14 protein-coding genes are annotated in these 20069 nt (G+C 71.5%); all 14 read left to right on the plus strand.

Annotated features, from left to right (window positions below; all coding sequences use genetic code 11):
* The first annotated feature begins 63 nt into the window (after nt 1-63).
* The 14 genes from AOK03_RS33895 (at nt 64) to AOK03_RS33960 (ending at nt 20069) form a co-directional block, all read left to right on the plus strand.
* Complete coding sequence (locus AOK03_RS33895) at nt 64-1542, plus strand: sugar transferase (RefSeq protein WP_055569215.1); 1479 nt, start codon at nt 64-66, stop codon at nt 1540-1542.
* Nucleotides 1543-1615: 73 nt separating this feature from the next.
* Nucleotides 1616-2932 carry a nucleotide sugar dehydrogenase gene (locus tag AOK03_RS33900; protein ID WP_055569216.1) on the plus strand — a complete coding sequence of 439 codons (1317 nt, stop codon included), beginning with the start codon at nt 1616-1618 and terminating at the stop codon, nt 2930-2932.
* Nucleotides 2922-4187, plus strand: a complete 1266-nt coding sequence (locus AOK03_RS33905) for a glycosyltransferase family 4 protein (protein WP_055569217.1) — start codon at nt 2922-2924, stop codon at nt 4185-4187. Before AOK03_RS33900 ends, AOK03_RS33905 begins: the two co-directional genes overlap by 11 nt.
* Nucleotides 4184-5578, plus strand: coding sequence for a Wzz/FepE/Etk N-terminal domain-containing protein (locus AOK03_RS33910; protein WP_055569218.1), 1395 nt, complete (start codon nt 4184-4186; stop codon nt 5576-5578). The genes AOK03_RS33905 and AOK03_RS33910 overlap by 4 nt, the downstream gene beginning before the upstream one ends.
* Nucleotides 5578-7104 carry a Wzz/FepE/Etk N-terminal domain-containing protein gene (locus tag AOK03_RS33915; RefSeq protein ID WP_055569219.1) on the plus strand — a complete coding sequence of 509 codons (1527 nt, stop codon included), beginning with the start codon at nt 5578-5580 and terminating at the stop codon, nt 7102-7104. The genes AOK03_RS33910 and AOK03_RS33915 overlap by 1 nt, the downstream gene beginning before the upstream one ends.
* Nucleotides 7105-7107: 3 nt before the next feature.
* Nucleotides 7108-9033 (plus strand): asparagine synthase (glutamine-hydrolyzing), encoded by a 1926-nt coding sequence (asnB, locus tag AOK03_RS33920; protein WP_055569220.1) that lies wholly within the window; start codon nt 7108-7110, stop codon nt 9031-9033.
* Nucleotides 9030-11237 (plus strand): bi-domain-containing oxidoreductase, encoded by a 2208-nt coding sequence (locus AOK03_RS33925; RefSeq protein WP_055569221.1) that lies wholly within the window; start codon nt 9030-9032, stop codon nt 11235-11237. Before asnB ends, AOK03_RS33925 begins: the two co-directional genes overlap by 4 nt.
* Complete coding sequence (locus tag AOK03_RS33930) at nt 11234-13201, plus strand: alginate lyase family protein (RefSeq protein ID WP_055569222.1); 1968 nt, start codon at nt 11234-11236, stop codon at nt 13199-13201. The genes AOK03_RS33925 and AOK03_RS33930 overlap by 4 nt, the downstream gene beginning before the upstream one ends.
* A gap of 10 nt (nt 13202-13211) precedes the next feature.
* The gene (locus tag AOK03_RS33935; RefSeq protein ID WP_055569223.1) at nt 13212-14750 is read left to right on the plus strand and encodes a right-handed parallel beta-helix repeat-containing protein; all 1539 of its coding nucleotides are present in this window, start codon (nt 13212-13214) and stop codon (nt 14748-14750) included.
* 1 nt (nt 14751) lies between these two features.
* Entirely contained in the window at nt 14752-16044 is a 1293-nt protein-coding gene (locus AOK03_RS33940; protein WP_055569224.1) for a hypothetical protein, read from the plus strand.
* Nucleotides 16045-16106: 62 nt separating this feature from the next.
* Entirely contained in the window at nt 16107-17384 is a 1278-nt protein-coding gene (locus tag AOK03_RS33945) for a glycosyltransferase (RefSeq protein ID WP_055569238.1), read from the plus strand.
* A complete protein-coding gene (locus tag AOK03_RS33950) occupies nt 17381-18634 on the plus strand; it encodes a class I SAM-dependent methyltransferase (RefSeq protein WP_055569239.1) in 1254 nt (417 codons plus the stop codon). Before AOK03_RS33945 ends, AOK03_RS33950 begins: the two co-directional genes overlap by 4 nt.
* Nucleotides 18631-19425, plus strand: coding sequence for a sugar phosphate nucleotidyltransferase (locus tag AOK03_RS33955; protein ID WP_055569225.1), 795 nt, complete (start codon nt 18631-18633; stop codon nt 19423-19425). The genes AOK03_RS33950 and AOK03_RS33955 overlap by 4 nt, the downstream gene beginning before the upstream one ends.
* Complete coding sequence (locus AOK03_RS33960; RefSeq protein WP_055569226.1) at nt 19422-20069, plus strand: PIG-L deacetylase family protein; 648 nt, start codon at nt 19422-19424, stop codon at nt 20067-20069. The genes AOK03_RS33955 and AOK03_RS33960 overlap by 4 nt, the downstream gene beginning before the upstream one ends.

The raw sequence follows: 20069 nt of genomic DNA on the forward strand, positions 1-20069 counted from the left end.
CTCCCGGGGGGAGGAAACAGTGCTGGGCGAACACGTCGAACCACTGGGGACCTGGGGGGTTCTGTGCGGCAGGGGGGATTAGTCAGCCCGTTTCCGTCGGCGCGCGGTCGTCTGACGAACGGGGAAATGAACCAACCCGCAACCGAATGGGAGCAGCGGTACCGACGTGCCGTGATCACCAGCGATACCGTGGCCACCGCTTTCGTCGTGGCGGCTATCGGCATCTTCTTCGGGGCCCGGGACGCGGCCAACTGGCACGAGAAGTGGGGCATTCTCGCATTCGGCACCGAGATACTCGTGCTGGCAGCGCTTGCTATGAGTCGTGCATGGGCTCCTTCCGTGCTCGGTCAGGGTGCCGAGGAATTCCGGCGGCTCGGGCGGTCACTGTTCACGGCCGTTGTCGTACTGGCGCTCGGCGGAATCGCTCTCACCTCGCGGAACATCAAGCTCTGGATCTTCGTCGCGATTCCTGCGATCGGACTTCTCACGATGACCGCGCGGTATCTGCTCCGCCTGCGGCTGCACAAGCAGCGGCAGGACGGACGGTGCCTGCGACCGGTGCTCGCCGCCGGGAGCCCGGCCACCGTGATGGATCTGATCAACCGGGCGCGCAAGTTCCCGCACCTGGGCTGGCGGGTGGAGGCGGTCTGCACGGCGGACGGCCTCGGGCCCGACGGTGACCATCTGGACGGAGTGCCGATCATCGGCGCCCTGGCCGACGTCGCGGGCCACGTCCGCCGCGACGGCTACCGGGTCGTCGCGGTCACACCGGATCCGCACTGGTCACCGGACCGGCTGCAGCGGCTGGCCTGGAACCTCGAGGGCAGCGATGCGGAGATGGTCGTGGCCCCCGTCCTGATGGAGGTGGCGGGACCGCGGCTGCACGTCGACGCGGTGCTCGGCATCCCGCTGCTGAGGGTCAGCATGCCGACCTTCACCGGCGGCCGCCGGGTGGTCAAAGGAGTCGTCGACCGGTTGGGCGCGGCGATCCTGCTGATGCTGTTCGCGCCGCTGATGCTGCTCGTCGGGGTGTTCGTGCTGGCGGACAGCCGGGGCGGTGCGCTCTACCGACAGCGAAGAGTGGGCAAGGACGGCCGCGAGTTCACGATATTCAAGTTCCGCACCATGGTCACCGGGGCGCACAACGCGCGTGCCCAGCTGGCCGACCGCAACGAGGGCGCAGGCCTGCTGTTCAAGCTCCGCCGGGACCCGCGGGTCACCCGGGTGGGAGCGGTGCTGCGCCGGTACTCGATCGACGAGCTCCCGCAGCTGTTCAACGTCCTCACCGGATCGATGTCGCTCGTCGGGCCGCGGCCTCCGCTGCCCGAGGAGTCCGCGGCGTACGGCCCGGACATCCGGCGGCGGTTGCTGGTCAAACCCGGGCTCACCGGCCTGTGGCAGATCAGCGGGCGCAGCGACCTGCCGTGGGAGGAGGCCGTCCGTCTCGATCTGCGGTACGTGGAGGACTGGTCGCTCGCCCTCGACACGGTGATCTTGTGGAAGACACTGCGCGCGGTGATCCACGGGCAGGGGGCGTACTGATGCGTGGGGACCGGCGTCCGATACGGGCGCGAACAGCAGGCCGGGAGTGCCTGCCTGGGGGGAGTAAGCAGTCATGAGGATCAGCGTTTTCGGGCTCGGCTACGTGGGCTGTGTATCGGCCGCGTGCCTGGCCGGCATGGGGCACGAGGTCATCGGCGTCGACGTGAACCAGGTGAAGGTCGACCTGGTCAACGACGGCAAGGCCCCGGTGGTCGAGGAGCGGATCGGCGAGCTCACCGCCGAGGTCGTGCGGACCGGTGCGTTACGCGCCACCGTCGACGTCCGCGAGGCGATCATGAACAGCGAGGTGTCGCTGATCTGCGTGGGCACGCCGTCGGAGCCCAACGGCAGCCTGTGCACCACGTACTTGGAGCGTGTCACCGAACAGATCGGCGCCGCGCTGGCCGAGCGGGGCGGACGGCAGACCGTCGTGTTCCGCAGCACCATGCTTCCCGGCACCTGCCTGAACCTGCTCGTGCCGATCCTGGAGAAGCACGTCGGCGGCACCGCGGGGGTGGACTTCGGGGTCGCAGTGAACCCGGAGTTCCTGCGCGAGGGCACGAGTGTGCGGGACTTCTTCGATCCGCCCAAGACCGTCATCGGCGAGCTCGACGCGGCGAGCGGCGACGCCGTGGCGGCGCTGTACGAGGGGCTGCCCGGCGAGGTGTTCCGGGTACCCGTCCCGACGGCCGAGGCGATCAAGTACGCGGACAACGCGTTCCACGGCCTCAAGATCGGCTTCGCCAACGAACTGGGCGCGGTGTGCCAGGCGCTCGGCGTGAACTCGCACGAGGTCATGGACGTGTTCATGGCCGACCGCAAGCTGAACATCAGCCCGGCCTATCTGCGGCCCGGCTTCGCCTTCGGCGGCTCCTGCCTGCCCAAGGACCTGCGCAGCCTGGTCCACGCCGCGCAGCGGGCCGACGTCTCGGTGCCCATCCTCGCCCACGTACTGCCCTCCAACGCCGACCACCTGCAGCGCGCGGTGGAGCTGGTCGAGCGCACCGGCAAGCGCCGGGTCGGCCTGTTCGGTCTCTCCTTCAAGCCCGGCACCGACGACCTCCGCGAGAGCCCACTCGTCGAACTGGCGGAGAGACTCTTCGGCAAGGGGTACGACCTGCGGATCTACGACGCCAACGTGAGCCTCTCCCGGCTGATCGGCGCGAACCGCGAGTACATCGAGACCCGGCTGCCGCACCTCGCGCAGCTGCTCGCGGACTCCGTCGACGAGGTGCTGGAGCACGCCGACGTATGCCTGGTGGGAACCAGGGATCCGGCGGTGCTCTCGGCCCTGCCCCACGGCGAAGGACCGGTTCTCATCGATCTCATCCACCTTCCCGACGCCGACGCGCGCCGGGCCGAACCTGGGTACGTGGGCCTTGCTTGGTAATGCAACACATGGCGGCCGGACCGGCCGCCGAGCGCTGATTCTGGTGGAGAACCTGTCGGTGCCGTTCGACCGACGGGTGTGGCAGGAGTGCACGACCCTGCGCGACGCGGGCTGGACGGTGCACGTCATCTGTCCGCAGGGGAGCAAGCGGGACACCGAGCCGGAGGCGGAGATCGACGGGGTGCGGATCCACCGCTACCCGTTGCGCGCCGCCACCGGCGGCCCGGCCGGCTATCTGCGGGAGTACGGTTCGGCGTTGTGGCACACGGCCCGGCTGGCCCGCAAGGTCGGCCCGGTCGACGTGGTCCACGCCTGCAACCCGCCCGACCTGCTGTTCCTGCCCGCCATGTGGCTGAAGCGGCGTGGCGCGCGGTTCGTGTTCGACCAGCACGACCTGGTGCCCGAGCTGTACCTCTCCCGGTTCGACCGGGGCGAAGACCTGCTCTACCGCGGTGTGTGCGCGCTGGAACGGATCACCTACCGGGCCGCGGACATCGTGCTCGCCACGAACGAGAGCTACCGGGACGTCGCGGTGCGTCGCGGCGGCAAGAAGCCGGCGGACGTCTTCGTGGTGCGCAGCGCGCCCCAGGTCGACCGGTTCCAACCGGTGCCGCCCGAGCCGGAGTTGAAGCGCGGCAAGCCCCATCTGCTGTGCTATCTCGGCGTCATGGGACCGCAGGACGGCGTCGACTACGCCTTGCGGGCCCTCGCGAAACTCCGCGACGACCTCGGAAGGACCGACTGGCACGCGGTGTTCGTCGGCGCGGGTGACGCCTTCGACGCGATGGTGGAGCTGTCCCGGCGGCTCGGGCTCTCCGAGCAGGTGCAGTTCACCGGGCGCATTCCGGACGCCGACCTGGTGCGCTACCTCTCCACCGCGGACGTCTGCCTCTCGCCCGACCCGCGCAATCCGCTCAACGACGTGTCGACCATGAACAAGGTCCTCGAGTACATGGCGATGGGCCGACCGATCGTCTCGTTCGATCTGCGCGAGGCCCGGGTCTCCGCCGGGGACGCCGCCGTCTACGCGCCCGCCAACGACGAGGCGCAGTTCGCCGAGCTCATCACGCTGCTGCTCGACGACCCGGAGAAGCGGGCCCGGATGGGCAAGATCGGTCAGGAGCGGATCGGCGGCGCGCTCTCCTGGCAGAACTCCCAGCGCGAGCTGCTCGCCGCCTACACCGCCGCCTGCCGTGACCGTGGTTCGGTGCCGAAGGGCGCCCCGGGACGTACGGGGAGGAGGCCGCACCGTTGAGCGACGATCAGATACGCCTGGCCACGATCGGCCGGATCCTGCGTCGGCGCTGGCGGCTCCTCGCCGTACTCGCCGTGGTGGGCGCGCTCTTCGGTTACGGCACCTCGGTGCTGGTTTTCCCGCAGCGGTACACCGCGGCGGCATCCGTACTGCTCCCGGGGCAGTGGGAGGAACGCGAACTGCTCACCCAGGCCCAGGTCGCCACCAGTTCGTCGGTGGTCGACCGCGCGGCCGCCGAGCTCGACTGGAAGGGCGTCGACGCCGCCGAGTTGAAGGACAAGGTGAGCGCCAAGGCCACCGACGGGAACATCATCAAGATTCTGGGTACGGCCGAGAGCCCGGAGCGCGCACAGCAGCTCTCCGACCGCATGGCCGAGCAGTTCGTCGCCTTCTCCGCACGGCTCACGGGCGGCGACACCGACTCCGGCGCGGCCTCGGGTCCCGAGGCGCTGCGCAAGAAGGTGGAGGCGACCAACCGCCGCATCAGCGATCTGGCCGAGGCGGCCGACCCGGGACGGACCGTGGAAGGCGTGCAGGCCCGCACCTCGCTCGAGAAGCTCCGCGCCTCGCTGGAGGAGGCCATGAAGAAGCTGGACCAGGCCGAAACCGTCTCCAGCAAGGCCGGCATGGTCGTCATGGGCCCCTCGCCCCGGCCGACCGGCGAGGCACCGCCGACCAGAAACCAGCTCATGATCGGCGGGGCGGTGCTGTTCCTGCTGGCCGCCGTCATCGGCCACCTCGCCGCCGCCCGTATGAACCGCCGGCTGCGCACGGAGCCGGAGATCGCCGCCGCGCTGCGGACGGAACTCCTCGGCACCGTCGACGTGCCCGGTGAACGGCACGGACACCGGTCGGACGGCGGTGGCCCACGGGCCTGGATCCGCAGATTCCTCGGCATGGACACCCGCTGGGACGCACCGGTCCCGCAGCGCTCGGGCGACGAGGCCAGCCGGCGGATCCGCTACCGGCGCGTGTGCGCCCGCCTTCGCAACAAGCTGCCCGCCCCCAGGCGACTCCTGGTCGTCGTGCCCAACGGCGACGAGATCGCCCGCCGGGCCGCGGACCAGCTCGTCACCGAGGCCGCGAGCGACCCCGCCGCCACCGCCGCGAGCAGGGGATACCTGCGCGTGGTCGAGGTGTCCGTGACCCGGCCGATGGTGCCGGACCGCGACACCGAGTCCGGCGCCCTGGTCGTGCTCAGCGCGGGCAACTGGACCGCGGGGGAGCTCACCGGCATCGCCGAGGCGTGTGCGGACGGGCGGCACGAGGTCGTCGGCGTCGTCGTCGCGGGCGCGGTCCGGGCCCGCCCGGCGCGCTCCGCCGACCAGCCTCCGGAGAAGGCCACCCTGGCCCTCGCGGTGCGCGGCAACGCGACGGGAGGTTCGGCGTGATGGCGAGCACGACTGCGGACGCGCCGACGGCCTCCCCGCTCTTCGACCTCCAGGCGCTGGTGGTGTCGGTGCGCAGGCGCCGCCGCCTCTGGTGCTCCCTGGCGCTCCTCGGCATGCTGATCGGCGCGGTCCTCGCGGTCGCGATGCCGCCGCCGCCGAGCGCGACGGCCAAGGTGCTGGTCGCACACAAGGAGGACCAGCCCAACGACACCGGAACGCTGATCCGTACCGACGTCCAGCTCCTGACGACCACCCGGATCGCGGGCGAGGCCCTGCAGTCCCTCAAGTCCACCGAAAAGCCCGCGGACTTCCTGAAGGACTACCGCGGCACCGGCCTCACCAACAACCTGATGCAGATCGACGTGACGGGCAAGGACGACGCCGATGCGGTGGCCCGGGCCAAGGCGCTGGCCGACGCGTTCGTCGCCGACCACGTGCGGCGGATGCGGCAGGGCGCGAAGGCCGAGGCCAAGGCCCTGCGCGACCAGCGCGACCGCATGCGGGAAGAGCTCGTCCAGGTCAACAAGGCGATCGGAAACAGGTCGCCGGAGAGCGACCCGCAGGACTCGGCGAGCATCGAGTCGCTCTTCTCCCGCCGGGCCGAACTCACCTCGCGCATATCCGACTTCGACCAGCGCGCCGAGGAAGCGGGCATGGGCACGCCCAAGCTCGTCGCCGGTACGCAGATCGTGGACGCCCCGCGCGCGGTGCAGGTCTCGCTGCCCAGGTCCGCCGCCACCAAGGCCGCGATCGGTCTCGTCCTCGGTCTGGTCCTCGGTCTCGCGGTGGCCGCCGTCGGCTCGGTGGTCGCGGACCGCCCCGTGCTGCGCCGGGAGATCGCGGCGAACCTGGGCGCCTCGGTCATCGCCGAGCTGCGCCGCATCCACCGCCGACCGGCCGGACCGTGGCAGCTCCGCCGCACCCGGGCGGCCCGGGAACGGCTCACCGTGAGCCTGGCCCGCACCGCGCGTCGGTCCAAGGAACCGGTGTCGCTCCTGGAGCTGGGCTGTGCGCGCAGCGCGAGCGCCATCGCCCTGGACGTCGCCGGGGAACTGGCGACGGACGGACCGGTGGTCGTCCTCGACGGGCTGCCCGGTACGGAGCTCGCCAACAGCCGCCGGACACCGGGGGACGTGACCGTGGTCAGCGGCGAGCGCGCCGCGGGTGTCTCGCACCAGACGCGCCGCCTGGGCGTCGGCTCGGTCGCGCCGGGCACCGCCTGGACCGACCTGCAGTACCTCGGCAGCCAGACCGTGCTCGTCGTACGGGCCGGGCACGGCAGCGCCGCATGGCTGCACACCGTGGCGCGGCAGCTCGCGGACCAGCGCATCCCGGTGATCGGTGTGGTGCTGATCGACCCCGATCCGCGCGACCGCTCCGACGGCACGCTGTGGGACGGGCTGCACACCGCGCTGCGCGGCCCTTATGAGAGGCCGACCCGGCAGCACGGGACGGGCCAGCCGCGGGCGGAACGGTCGTCGATGTCGGCCGCACGGGTCCCGTACAGCGACCAGGAGGCCAGGTAGAACATGTGTGGCATCGCAGGCACTTACCGATGGCCGGACGGGAAGGCCGTGACCGACCGGCTCACCGACGTCCTGGCCCACCGCGGTCCGGACGGGGCGGGCCGCTACAGCCACCCCGTCGGTGACGGCGAGGTCCAGCTCGGGCACCGTCGGCTGTCCATCATCGACCTGACCGAGACCGGCGCCCAGCCGATGGTCTCGGACGGCCTCTCCCTCACCTACAACGGCGAGTTGTACAACGCGCCCGAACTCCGCGCCGAACTGGCGGGCGCCGGAGTGCGCTTCCGCGGCACCTCCGACACCGAGGTGCTCCTGGAGGCCTGGCGGCGCTGGGGCACGGACTGTCTGCCCCGGCTGCGCGGCATGTTCGCCTTCGCCGTCTTCGACGAGCGGACCGGTGAACTGGTGCTCGTCCGCGACCAGCTCGGCATCAAGCCGCTGTTCCTGCTCCGGCGCGACGGGGGCCTGGTGTTCGCCTCCGAGCTGAAGGCGCTCGCCGCCGTCACCGGCGGATCGCTGGAGGTCGACCGGGCGGCGCTGGTGGCCTCCCTGCTCTACTACTGGGTGCCGGACTCGCGGTGCGCGTACCGCGAGGCGGAGAAGCTCCCGCCGGGCAGCTGGCTCAAGGTCCGGCCCGACGGCCGGGTGGAGCGCGGCAGGTTCTGGAACCTGAAGGACGTCGCCGCCGAGGGGCAGGAGCGGGCCCGCAGCGGCGAGCTGCCGGACCTGGCCGCCATCGTCGAGGAGTCGACGAAGCAGCACCTCCTCGCGGACGTACCGGTGGCGACCTTCCTCTCCGGCGGTCTCGACTCCAGCTACCTGACCGCGCTGGCGGCCCGGCACCGGCCCGGGATCTCCGCGTACACGATCGGATTCCGCGCCGAGGACGCCAAGTTCGAGGCGATGCCGGACGACCTGCGCTACGCCCGGCAGGTCGCCGAGAGGTTCGGCGTCGACCTGCACGAGATCGAGATCGCGCCGAACGTGCTCGACCTGCTGCCGCAGATGACGCACTCCCTGGACGAGCCGATCGGCGACCCCGCCGCGATCAACACGTATCTGATCTGCACCGCCGCCCGGGAGGCCGGGGTGAAGGTGATGCTCTCCGGGATGGGCGCCGACGAGCTGTTCGCCGGTTACCGCAAGCACCTCGCCAACAAGATCGCGCTGAGCTACCAGCGCGTCCCGCGGCCGCTGCGGCGCGGGGTGTACGCGGCGGTGGACCGGCTGCCGGTCGCCACGGCCCGCCGCGGGTTCCGGTCGGTGCGCTTCGCGAAGCGGTTCCTCTCCTTCGCCGAACTGCCGGAGGAGACCGCGTTCCGGCGCAGCTACACCATGTACGACCGGGACGAGCTGCTCGCCCTGGTCGACCCGGACCTGGCCGGGACGGTCGACGACGTGCTGACCGAGCACGCGGACGTCTACGCGGACAACGAGCTCGACGACTTCGTGAACCGCATGTGCCTGGGCGACTCCCGGATGTTCCTGCCGGGCCTGAACCTCACCTACACGGACCGCTCCAGCATGGCCGCCTCGACCGAGGTCCGGGTGCCGTACGTGGACGTCGAGGTGGTCAAGGCGGCGTTCGCGTTCCCCGGCACCCGCAAGATCGCCGGGCGGCAGGGCAAGGCCGTCCTCAAGGAGGCGGCCACCTCGATCCTGCCCAAGGAGATCGTCTACCGGCCCAAGGGCCTGTTCAGCGCCCCGCTGCGGGCCTGGATGAGCCGGGATCTCGCGCCGCTGGTGCGCGAGGTGATCAACGAAGGCGAGCTCGTCAAGTCCGGTTTCCTGCGCCGCGACGCGCTGCGGCGGATGGCCGCCGCGGACGCCGCCGGTCAGCAGGACTTCTCCAAGCATCTCTGGCATGTGCTGACCCTCGAGTACTGGTACCGCGCTGCCGTGTCCAAGCAGTCCAAGGAGTTCGTGTGAAGCAAGTGGTGCAGAACTACAAGAGCGGCGAGCTGGCGCTGCTCGACGTGCCCGTGCCGGGGTGCAAGCCGGACGGTGTGCTGGTGCGGAGCGCCTACTCGCTGATCTCCACCGGGACCGAGCTCATGAAGGTGTCCGAGGCCGGCATGTCGATGGTGGGCAAGGCCCGCTCCCGGCCGGACCAGGTGGCCAAGGTGATGCAGAGCGTGGCCACCAACGGGGTGCCCGCCACGTACCGCAAGGTGATGGGCAAGCTGGACTCCTACACGCCGCTCGGCTATTCGCTGTGCGGGGTGGTCGAGCAGGTCGGCGCGGGTATCGACGACGTGAAGGTCGGCGACCTCGTGGCCTGCGCGGGCAACGAACACGCGCTGCACGCCGAGCTGAACTGGGTGCCCAAGAACCTCTACACCCCGGTGCCGGAAGGCCTCGCGCCGCGGCACGCGGCCTTCGGCACCGTCGGGTCGATCGCGATGCAGGGCGTCCGGCAGGGCGAGCCGCAGCTCGGCGAGGTGGCGCTGGTGATCGGCCTCGGGCTGATCGGCCAGTTGGTGGTGCAGCTCCTCACCGCCGCGGGGGTCCGCGTCGTCGGCGCCGACCCCGACCCGGCGCGCTGCGAGCTCGCCGAGCGGCTGGGCGCCGCGGCCTGCGGCGATCCCGCCTCCCCGGCCGTCGAGGCCGCCGTCGCCGAGCTCACCGGCGGGCACGGAGTGGACCAGGTGTATCTGGCCGCGGGCGGCGGCAGCAACCAGCCCGTCGAGCTGGCCGCCCATCTGAGCCGGGACCGCGGCCGGGTCGTCGACATCGGCAAGTGCCGTCTGGACCTGCCGTGGAACGCGTACTACGAGAAGGAGCTCGACGTCCGGTTCTCCCGTTCGTACGGCCCCGGGCGCTACGACCCGGCGTACGAACTGGAGGGGCGGGACTACCCGATCGGCTATGTGCGCTGGACCGAGCGCCGCAACCTCGCGTGCTTCCTCGACCTCGTCGCCCGTGGCCGCGTCGACGTGGAGCCCCTGATCTCCCACATCGCCGACTTCGACGCCGCCGTCGAGACGTACCAGCGCCTGAAGGACGGCGACCTCAAGGCCGTAGCCGTGCTGTTCCGCTACCCCGAACACACGGAAGAGGCGCAGGAAGCGGCGGCCCCGGCGGTGGCCGTGCCCGCGGTGAAGCTGCGCAGCAGCTCCGCGCCCGCCCCGGCGCGCGCCCTCAAGTCGCCGGTGCGGCTCGCGTTCATCGGCGCGGGCAACTACGCCACCTCCATGCTGCTGCCGCACCTCACCCAGCGCGACGGCGTCAAGCTGTCGACCGTCGTCACCACGACGGCGCTGTCCGCGGCCAACGCGAAGCGCAAGTTCGGCTTCGACCAGGCGACCACCGACCTCGACGCCGTGCTCGGCGACAAGTCCATCGACGCGGTGTTCGTGGTCACCCGGCACAGCTCGCACGCCGAACTGACCAAGAAGGCCCTGCACGCGGGCAAGGCCGTGTTCGTGGAGAAGCCCCTGGCCCTCGGCGAGGACGAGCTGGCCGGTGTGCTGGAGGCGGTGGAGGAGTCCGGCAACGACCGGATCCAGGTCGGCTTCAACCGCCGGTTCGCACCGCTGCTGCGGGAGGCGAGGAAGCGCTTCGGCACCCGCACCGGTCCGGCCAGCGTCCGCTACCTGGTCAACGCGGGCCGCCTGCAGCACGGCAGTTGGTACCTCCGGCAGGGCAGCGAGGGCACGCGGTTCGCGGGCGAGGGCGGGCACTTCATCGACACGGTGAGCTGGCTGCTCGGGGCCGACCCGATATCGGTGTACGCGCTCGCCACGCCCGGCAACGAGGACCTGCAGGTCGTGCTCCGCTACCCGGGCGGATCCACCGCCACCATCAGCTATGTGACCTCGGGTCCGGCCAGTCTCCCCAAGGAGACGCTGGACCTGGTCGCGGACGGCAAGGCGCTGCGGCTCGACGACTTCGTGCGTGCCTCGGTGTTCCTGGACGGCACGGCCGGGCGCAAGCGGTGGGTCAGCTCGCGGCTGCCCATGGCGAGGGACAAGGGCCAGGAAGCCGAACTGGCCGCATTCGTCAGGGCCGTGCGGACCGGCGGGCCGATGCCGGTGCCGCTGGAGTCGCTCGTCGCCACCACGGCGGCCACCGTCGCCGTGCAGTCCGCCCTGGCCGGCGGTGCGCCGGTGACGCTGGCGGAGACGCGATGACGGTGAGCTCGGGCGGTCCCGGCTGGTACCTGCGGCGGCTCTCCCGGATGGGGCCGCGGGAGATCGGCGGCCGGGTGAGTGACGCGGTGCGCAGGCGGCGGTGGCGGTCGGCGCCGCCCACCTGCCCGCGCCCGGCCGACGCCCGGTTCACCGCGGTACTTCCCGCCGGGACGCTCGCCGCCGTGCCGCCGGAGGCCGCGAAGCGGCTCGTGGCCGAGGCGGACCGGCTGATGGCGGGGCACGTCGAGTACTTCGGGGTGGACCGCGACGACCTGGCCGACCCGGACTGGTGGTACGACCCGAAGACCGAGCGCCGCGCTCCGTGGGGCTATGCCTTCGACGTGCCGTACCGCAACGAGGACGCGGTCGGCGACATCAAGCAGATCTGGGAGCTGTCCCGGCACCAGTACCTCACCGTGCTCGCCGCCGCCTACGCGATCACCGGGGAGGAGCGGTACGCGGAGCGCGTGGCCGAGCACCTGCGGTCGTGGTGGGCGGCGAACGCGCCGCTGCGCGGGGTGCACTGGATCAGCGGCATCGAGCTGGGGATCCGGCTGCTCTCCTGGGTGTGGATCCGCCGACTGCTCGACGCCTGGCCGGGCGCGGCCGGGCTGTTCGAGAAGAACCCGGTGGCGATCAACCAGATCTGGCACCACCAGCGCTGGCTGGCCGCCTTCCCCAGCCGTGGGTCCTCCGCGAACAACCACATCATCGCCGAGGCCGCCGGACAGGCGGCCGCGGCCTGCGCGTTCGACTGGTTCCCCGCCTCCGCGAGGTGGCGCGACGGCGCGCTGCGCTCGCTGGAGCGGCACCTGCGCAGCAACACCTTCCCCTCCGGCCTCAACCGCGAGCTGGCCTCCGAGTACCACGGACTCGTCCTGGAACTCGGCCTGGCCGCGGTGGCCGAGGCGGATGCCGCCGGTGTGCCGGTCCCCGGGGCCGTCCGCCTCGTGCTGCTGCGCATGACCGACGCGCTCGCGGCCGTCGTGGACAACAGGTTGCGGCCGCCCCGGCAGGGGGACGCCGACGACGGGCACGGGCTGGTCGTGGACGGCACGGGCACCGACCGCTGGGCCTCGCTCCTCGCCACCGGGGACGCCGTGTTCGGATCCCTCGCCTGGTGGCCCGAGGTCACTGTCTCCGACGTGCGCACCCCGCTCCTCGCCGCGCTGATCAAGCCGTACGCCAAGGGTGGCGCCGCGCCGTCCGTGACCCGCCCGGCGAGTCGGCCCGCCCACTTCGCCGACGCGGGCATGACCGTCCTGCGCGGCCCGGGGGAGATCTGGTGCCGCTGTGACGGCGGCCCGCACGGTTTCCTCTCCATCGCCGCGCACGCACACGCGGACGCGCTGTCCGTGGAGGTCCGGCACGACGGGGTCGACGTGCTCGCCGACCCGGGGACGTTCTGCTACCACGGGCAGCCCCATTGGCGGCAGTACTTCCGCTCCACCCTCGGCCACAACACCCTGGAGCTGGACGGCAGCGACCAGTCCGTCTCCGGCGGCCCGTTCCTGTGGACCCGACAGGCCCACAGCCGCGTCCTGGTCGCGGACGCCTCCGACGGGGGCACGTCCCGCTGGAGCGCCGAACACGACGGCTACCAGCCCTCCGTGCACCGCCGTCGGGTCGAACTTGCCGCGGAACAGCAGGAGTTGCGGATCGTCGACGAGGTGCACGGCCCGCGCCGGACCGTCCGGCTGGCGTTCCATCTCGGTCCGGCGGTCACCGCGGATCTGGCGGGGAACCGGGCCGCGCTCACCTGGACCCGGGACGGCGAGGAGCGCGCCGCGGTGCTCGACCTGCCGGGGCAGCTGCACTGGCGGACGCATCGCGGTGAGAGCGACCCGCCGCTCGGCTGGTACTCCGCGGGATTCGGACGCAAGGAACCCTCCACCACGCTGGTCGGCACCGGTTCCGCCGACGGCGTGCAGGGGTTCACCACCGTACTCAGGTTCCGCGGTTAGGAGGGGACGAGTGGGGACCAAGACGCGCCACTGGGCGCTGCCGGTGGCACCGGTGGCGCTGGCCCTGCTGGTGATCACCGGCTGCGACAGCTCGTCGAGCGCGCCGGGCACGTCGGACGCGCGGCCGAAGGCGACCGGCGGGCCGGCCACGTCCGTCGCCCGGGTGTGCGCCAAGCCCCCGGCCGGGCCGGAGAAGGCGCCGGCGGGCGCCGTGAAGGTCGACCCCTCGGTCGTCGGCGACCTGGCCGCGAAGACCAGGAGCAGCCCGCCGAACACCACGTTCTGGCTCGGACCCGGCAAGCACCGGCTCGAAGCGGACCGTTACGCGCAGGTCATGCCGAAGAAGGGCAACCGCTACGTCGGCGCGCCCGGCGCCGTGCTCGACGGCCGGAAGAAGAACCAGTACGCGTTCAGCGGCACCGCCCGCGACGTCACCATCAGCCACCTGACCGTGCAGAACTTCGCTGCGCCGCACAACGAGGGCGTGGTCAACCACGACATGGCCGACGGCTGGGTGATCGAGCACGCGAAGATCCAGAAGAACGACGGCGCCGGGCTGATGGCCGGAGCCCGCCAGCAGGTCCGCGACAGCTGCCTGCGCGACAACGGCCAGTACGGAATGAACGCGTACAAGACCGGGGACTCGATCAAGGACCTGGTCGTCGAGGGCAACGAGATCGTGGGCAACAACACCGGCGACTGGGAGCGCCGGCGACGCGGCTGCGGCTGCACCGGAGGCATCAAGTTCTGGGCCGTCAACGGCGCCGACATCCGCGGCAACTGGGTGCACGACAACCGCGGGGCCGGGCTCTGGGCGGACAACAACAACAACGACTTCCGCATCGAGGACAACCTCCTGGAGGCCAACGACGGCGCCGCCCTCATGTACGAGACCAGCTACAACGCCGTGATCCGCAACAACACGTTCCGGCGGAACAACTGGGTCGAGGGCCGCAAGTACGCCGACCGCGGGGACGACTTCCCGTACGCGACCATCTACGTCTCCGAGTCCGGCGGCGAACCCCGCGTCCGGGCCCGCACGGACAAGATCGAGATCTACCGGAACGTGCTGGACGACAACTGGAACGGGATCACCCTCTGGGAGAACGCCGACCGGTTCTGCAACAGCCCGGCCAACACCTCGACCGGCTACTGCACGCTCCTGGTGAAGGACGTCGACCGCTGCAAGCGACCGGCCATCACCAAGGCCCCGCTCTACGCCGACTGCCGCTGGAAGACCCAGCGGGTCGACATCCACGACAACCGCTTCGTCCTCGACCCGTCCGTCGTCAAGTGCGGGGACGACTGCGGCCGCATGGCGGTCCTCGCCAACTACGGCACCTACCCCAAGTGGTCGCCGTACAAGGGCAAGCGGGTGTCCGAGGCGATCACCGACAAGCAGGGCAACCGCTGGCGCGACAACGACTACCGCGGACCGTGGAACTTCGTCGTGGGCGACCAGACCCGGAAGCTCGACTCGGGGCAGTGGCAGGACATGCCGCACCGCCAGGACGCGGGCAGCACCTTCGTCCGCAAGGCCGGTGACTGAGATGAGCGGAGACCTGCGGCACGCAGGGCCGTCGGGCGGACCGGACATGGCAAGTGAGCTGCCCGGCACGGAGGTCCGGCCGGTCGGCACACCGAAGGCCGTCGGGATCGTCTGGGCGCTGCTCGGCCTCAACACGCTGGGCTCCGCGGGAGCGAAGACCATCGTCACCCTGCCCCGGTCCCTCATCCAGATGGCCACCATGGGCGCGCTGGTCGCCGCGTTCGCGCTGGCCCTCGCGCTCAACCTCCGGCTGCGCATCCGGCCTAGCGCCTTCGTGTTCCTGCTCACCCTGCTGCTCGTACCGAGCGTGATCGCCAGCGCGAACCTGGAGGTCGGGTACGGCGCGCTGTTCCGCTGCGCCCGGCTCGCCCTCTTCGTCGGCACGCTGTGGCTGCTCAGCCGCTGGTGGGACGGGAGCCTGACGTTCGTCCGCTACCACATCCGGATGTACTTCGCGGCGCTCGGGACGGTCGCCGTCGGCCTGGCCGTCTCGCCGGGCACCGCCATGCCCGAGTACTACGGCGGACGCCTCGTCGGCGCCTTGTGGCCGCTCACCCCGCCGCAGATCGGACAGTACGCGGCAGTGATCATCGGGCTCACCGTGCTGCTCGTCATCGGCCGCCGCACCACCGGCGGGAGCGCGGCGCTGGTCATCGTGCCCTCACTCGTCCTGCTCGCCCTGACCCACACCCGGACGGCCACGGTCGGCATGCTCATCGGGCTGACGCTGGCGATCGGCTCGCTCGTCCTGACCAGCGCCGCCGCCCGCCGGTTCTTCGTCTGGACGGTGGTGGTCGCCACGGTGGCCGGGGTGGTGTTCTACTCCGCGCTCCAGTCGTGGTTCCTGCGCGGACAGAGCCAGGAGAGCTTCTCCAACCTCACCGGCCGGGCCAAGGTCTGGGACGCCCTCCTCGCCGCGCCCCGGACGGGCGGCGAGAAATGGTTCGGCGTGGGCCTGAGCGACAAGTCGTTCGGCGGGCTGCCGATCGACAACAGCTGGCTCGCCGTCTACCAAGAGCAGGGTCTGATCGGCGTCACCATCGTGGCGGCGATCATCCTCGTCCTCGGCGGTGTCGCGCTGCTGCGGCCGCCGTCGCTGGCGAGGGCCTGCGCGATTTTCCTGATCAGCTACTGCGCGATCTCGTCGTACACCGAGGCCGGTCTGGGAGACGCCTCGCCGTATCTGCTGCATCTGGCCCTGGCGGGCGCACTTCTCGCGGCACCTGCCACGGTCACGCCCGCCCCGGCGGCCGCAGCCCCCGGACGACGTGTCCCGCGATGGGCCCGGAGGTGACCTCACATATGCACGGCATGCACGACATGCGCGCCACTGACGACAGCAACGAGCCGGACGCCCTGCGCGTCCTGGTGGTGCACAACCGCTACTCATCGGCACAGCCGAGCGGGGAGAACAGGGTCGTCGACGAGGAGGTGGGGCTGCTGCGCGCGGCCGGTCACCGGGTCGACGTGTTCGAGCGGCGCAGCGACGACATCGCCGCCCGGTCCCTGCTCGGCAAGGCCACGGTGCCGCTGCTCGTGCCGTGGAACCCGGCGGTGCGCACGGAGCTCGCCGCCCGCCTCCGCGCCGAACGGCCGGACGTGGTGCACGTCCACAACGTCTTCCCGCTGCTGTCGCCCGCGGTGCTCGCCGCCTGCGCCGACGCGGGCGTGCCCGCCGTCGCCACGCTGCACAACTACACCCAGGTCTGCCCGCCCGGCACGCTGCACCGCGACGGCATGCCGTGCAGCGAGTGCGTCGGATCGAAGACGTCGCTGCCCGCCGTCCGGCACGGCTGCTACCGCGACTCGCGCCTCGCGACGGTGCCGCTCGCGGTCAGCCTGTCGGTCAACCGGCGGCGGTGGTGGACCGGCGTGGAGCGGTTCTTCTGCATCTCCGCGGCGCAGCGCGACATCCTGGTGCGGTCCGGCATGCCGGCCGAACGGCTCGTGGTGAAGCACAACTTCGTGCCCGACTCGGACATCCGCAGAACGGGCGACGGCGAGCACGTGCTCTACCTCGGCCGCCTCGCGGAGGCCAAGGGCATCCGGCTGCTCATGGCCGCGTGGGACGAGGTCGCGGCGAGCGGCGGGGCGGGCGTGCCGCTGGTGCTCGCCGGGGCGGGGCCGCTGCAGCGGGAGGTGACCGCCTGGGCCGAGGGCCGGGACGACGTGCACTACGTCGGTCTGTGGGACCCGGAGCGGTGCAGGGAGGGCGTCGCGAAGTCGGTCGCCGTGGTGGCTCCCTCCATGGCCATGGAGACGTTCGGTCTGGTCGTCGCGGAGGGGATGGCGGCCGGGGTGCCGGCCGTCGCCGCCGCCCACGGCGCCTTCGTCGAGCTCGTCGAGGACGGTGAGACCGGTCTGCTGCACCGCCCGAGCGACGCCACGTCGCTCGCGTCGTGCCTGCGCCGGATCATCGCCGACCCGGCCGCCAACCGGGAGATGGGACGGGCGGCCCGGCGCCGCTACGAACAGGGGTTCAGCCCGGTCGTGGGCCTGGAGCGCCTGGAGGAGGGGTACCGCTCCGCGATCGCGGGGCGGTCCGGCGGCGGGGAGAGCCCGTCGCCGACAGGAAAAGGAAGCACTGGCTCGCGGTGGGGGACACGCGCGAGCAGATATGGGGGGACCCGATGACACGATGCCGACTCTGCGGCTCGGCGACGCTGGCGAGCGTCGTCGACCTGGGGGCGACTCCGCCGTGCGAGAGCTTTCTCGCCGCGGAGCAGCTGGACCTGGCCGAGCCCGCGTACCCGCTGCACCTGCGGGTCTGCACCGACTGCTGGCTCGCGCAGATCCCGCCGCTGATCAAGCCGGAGGAGACGTTCACGGAGTACGCGTACTTCTCCTCGTTCTCGACCTCCTGGGTGGAGCACGCGCGCACGTTCGTCACCGACGCGGTGGAGCGGACGGGGCTCGGCCCCGACGCCTTCGTCGTGGAGGTCGCGAGCAACGACGGATACCTGCTGAAGCACGTGGTGGACCGTGGGATCCGCTGCCTCGGCGTCGAGCCGTCGGTGAACGTCGGCGCGGCGGCGCGGGAGGCGGGCGTGCCCACGCTCACCGCGTTCCTCTCCCCGGAGACCGGCTCGGAGGTCCGCGCCGAGCACGGCCCGGCGGACCTGGTCGTGGCCAACAACGTGTACGCGCACATCCCCGACGTCGTCGGATTCACCCAGGGCCTGCGCGCCCTGGTCGCCGACGACGGCTGGGTCTCCATCGAGGTGCAGCACCTGCTGACCCTGATCGAGGAGAACCAGTACGACACGATCTACCACGAGCACTTCCAGTACTACACGGTCGCGTCCGCGATCCGGGCCCTCGCCAGCGGCGGACTCGCCCTCGTGGACGTCGAGTTGCTGCCCACGCACGGCGGCTCCATCCGGCTGTGGGCCCGCCCGGCAGAGGTGGCCGGTGAGCCGAGCCCGCAGGTCGCCGACGTACTGGCCCGCGAGAAGGCCGCCGGACTGCAGGAGCTGTCCGGGTACACCGAGTTCTCCGCCCGGGTGGCCAAGGTCCGCCGCGACCTCCTCAAGTTCCTCGTCGAGGCGGCCGAGCGCGGCGAGACGGTCGTCGGCTACGGCGCCCCGGGCAAGGGCAACACCCTGCTCAACCACTGCGGCATCCGGCCCGACCTGCTCGCGTACACGGTCGACCGCAACCCCTACAAGCACGGCAGGTACACCCCGGGCACGCGCATCCCGATCCTGCCGCCCGAGCAGATCGCCGCGGACCGGCCGGACTACGTCCTCGTCCTGCCGTGGAACCTGCGGGAGGAACTGAGCGAGCAACTGTCCTTCGTGCACGACTGGGGCGGCCGCCTCGTCTTTCCCATCCCGGAACTGAGCATCGTCGAGGGCGCGTCCTCGAAGGAGGTCACAGCATGAAGGTCGTTCTGTTCTGCGGCGGCTACGGGATGCGGATGCGCAACGGAGCCTCGGACGACGTGCCCAAGCCGATGGCGATGGTCGGACCGCGGCCGCTGATCTGGCACGTCATGCGCTACTACGCGCACTTCGGGCACAAGGAGTTCATCCTGTGCCTCGGGTACGGCGCCCACCACATCAAGGACTTCTTCCTCAACTACGAGGAGACGACGTCCAACGACTTCGTGCTGCGCGGCGGGCAGACCGAGCTGCTGTCCACCGACATAGCCGACTGGACGATCACCTTCGCGCAGACCGGCATCGAGTCGCCGATCGGGGAGCGCCTCCGCCGGGTGCGGCACCACCTGGACGGCGACGAGATGTTCCTCGCCAACTACGCGGACGTGCTCACCGACGCCCCGCTGCCGGAGATGATCGACAAGTTCTCCCGGCGCGACGCGGGCGCGTCGATGATGGTCGTTCCGCCGCAGTCCTCGTTCCACTGCGTGGAGCTCGGCGACGACGGCCTGGTGGGCGGCATCACCCCGGTCAGTGAGCTGCCCATGTGGGAGAACGGCGGATACTTCGTGCTCCGCCAGGAAGTCTTCGACCACATCCCGGAGAACGGCGACCTGGTCGCCGACGGATGCGCCCAACTGGCCAAGAGCGGCCGCCTGGTGGCGCACCAGCACCGCGGCTTCTGGAAGCCGACCGACACCGTGAAGGAGCGGGCCGCGCTCGACGACGCCTACACCCGGGGCGACCGCCCGTGGGCCGTGTGGGAGTGGGAGAGCGCCGGGGTGGGCGCGTGATCAGGCTCGGGGCCGGATCCCTGGAACGGATCGTCGCGGTGGGCGCGCACTGCGACGACATCGCCATCGGCGCCGGCGGCACCCTGCTCGCGCTGTGCCTGGCGCGGCCGGGCCTCCGCGTCGACGCGCTGGTGCTCTCCGGCGGCGGCAGCGAGCGCGAAGAGGAGGAGCGGGCCGCGCTCACCGCGTTCTGTCCGGGCGCCGACCTGCGCCTGACCGTCCTCAAGCTGCCCGACGGCCGGATGCCCGTGCACTGGGACGAGGCCAAGGCCGCGGTGGAGGAACTGCGCGCGCGGACCGAGCCGGACCTCGTCCTCGCCCCGCGCACCGACGACGCGCACCAGGACCACCGCGGCCTGGCGCAGCTGATCCCCACCGCGTTCCGCGACCACCTCGTCCTCGGCTACGAGATCGTCAAGTGGGACGGCGACCTCGGCCGTCCGGCGGCGTACCAGCCGCTGTCGCCGGAGATCGCCGAAGAGAAGGTGCGCCTCCTCCAGGAGCACTACCCCTCACAGCGGCACCGGCCCTGGTACGACCGGGAGGCCTTCCTCGGCCTCGCCCGGATCCGCGGAATCGAATGCCACGCGCGGTACGCCGAGGCGTTCGCCGTCACCAAACTCACTCTCGACCTGGGGGATTGA

The organism is Streptomyces atriruber (genome assembly GCF_001418325.1).
In the GTDB taxonomy this organism is placed as follows: Bacteria; Actinomycetota; Actinomycetes; order Streptomycetales; family Streptomycetaceae; genus Streptomyces; species Streptomyces atriruber.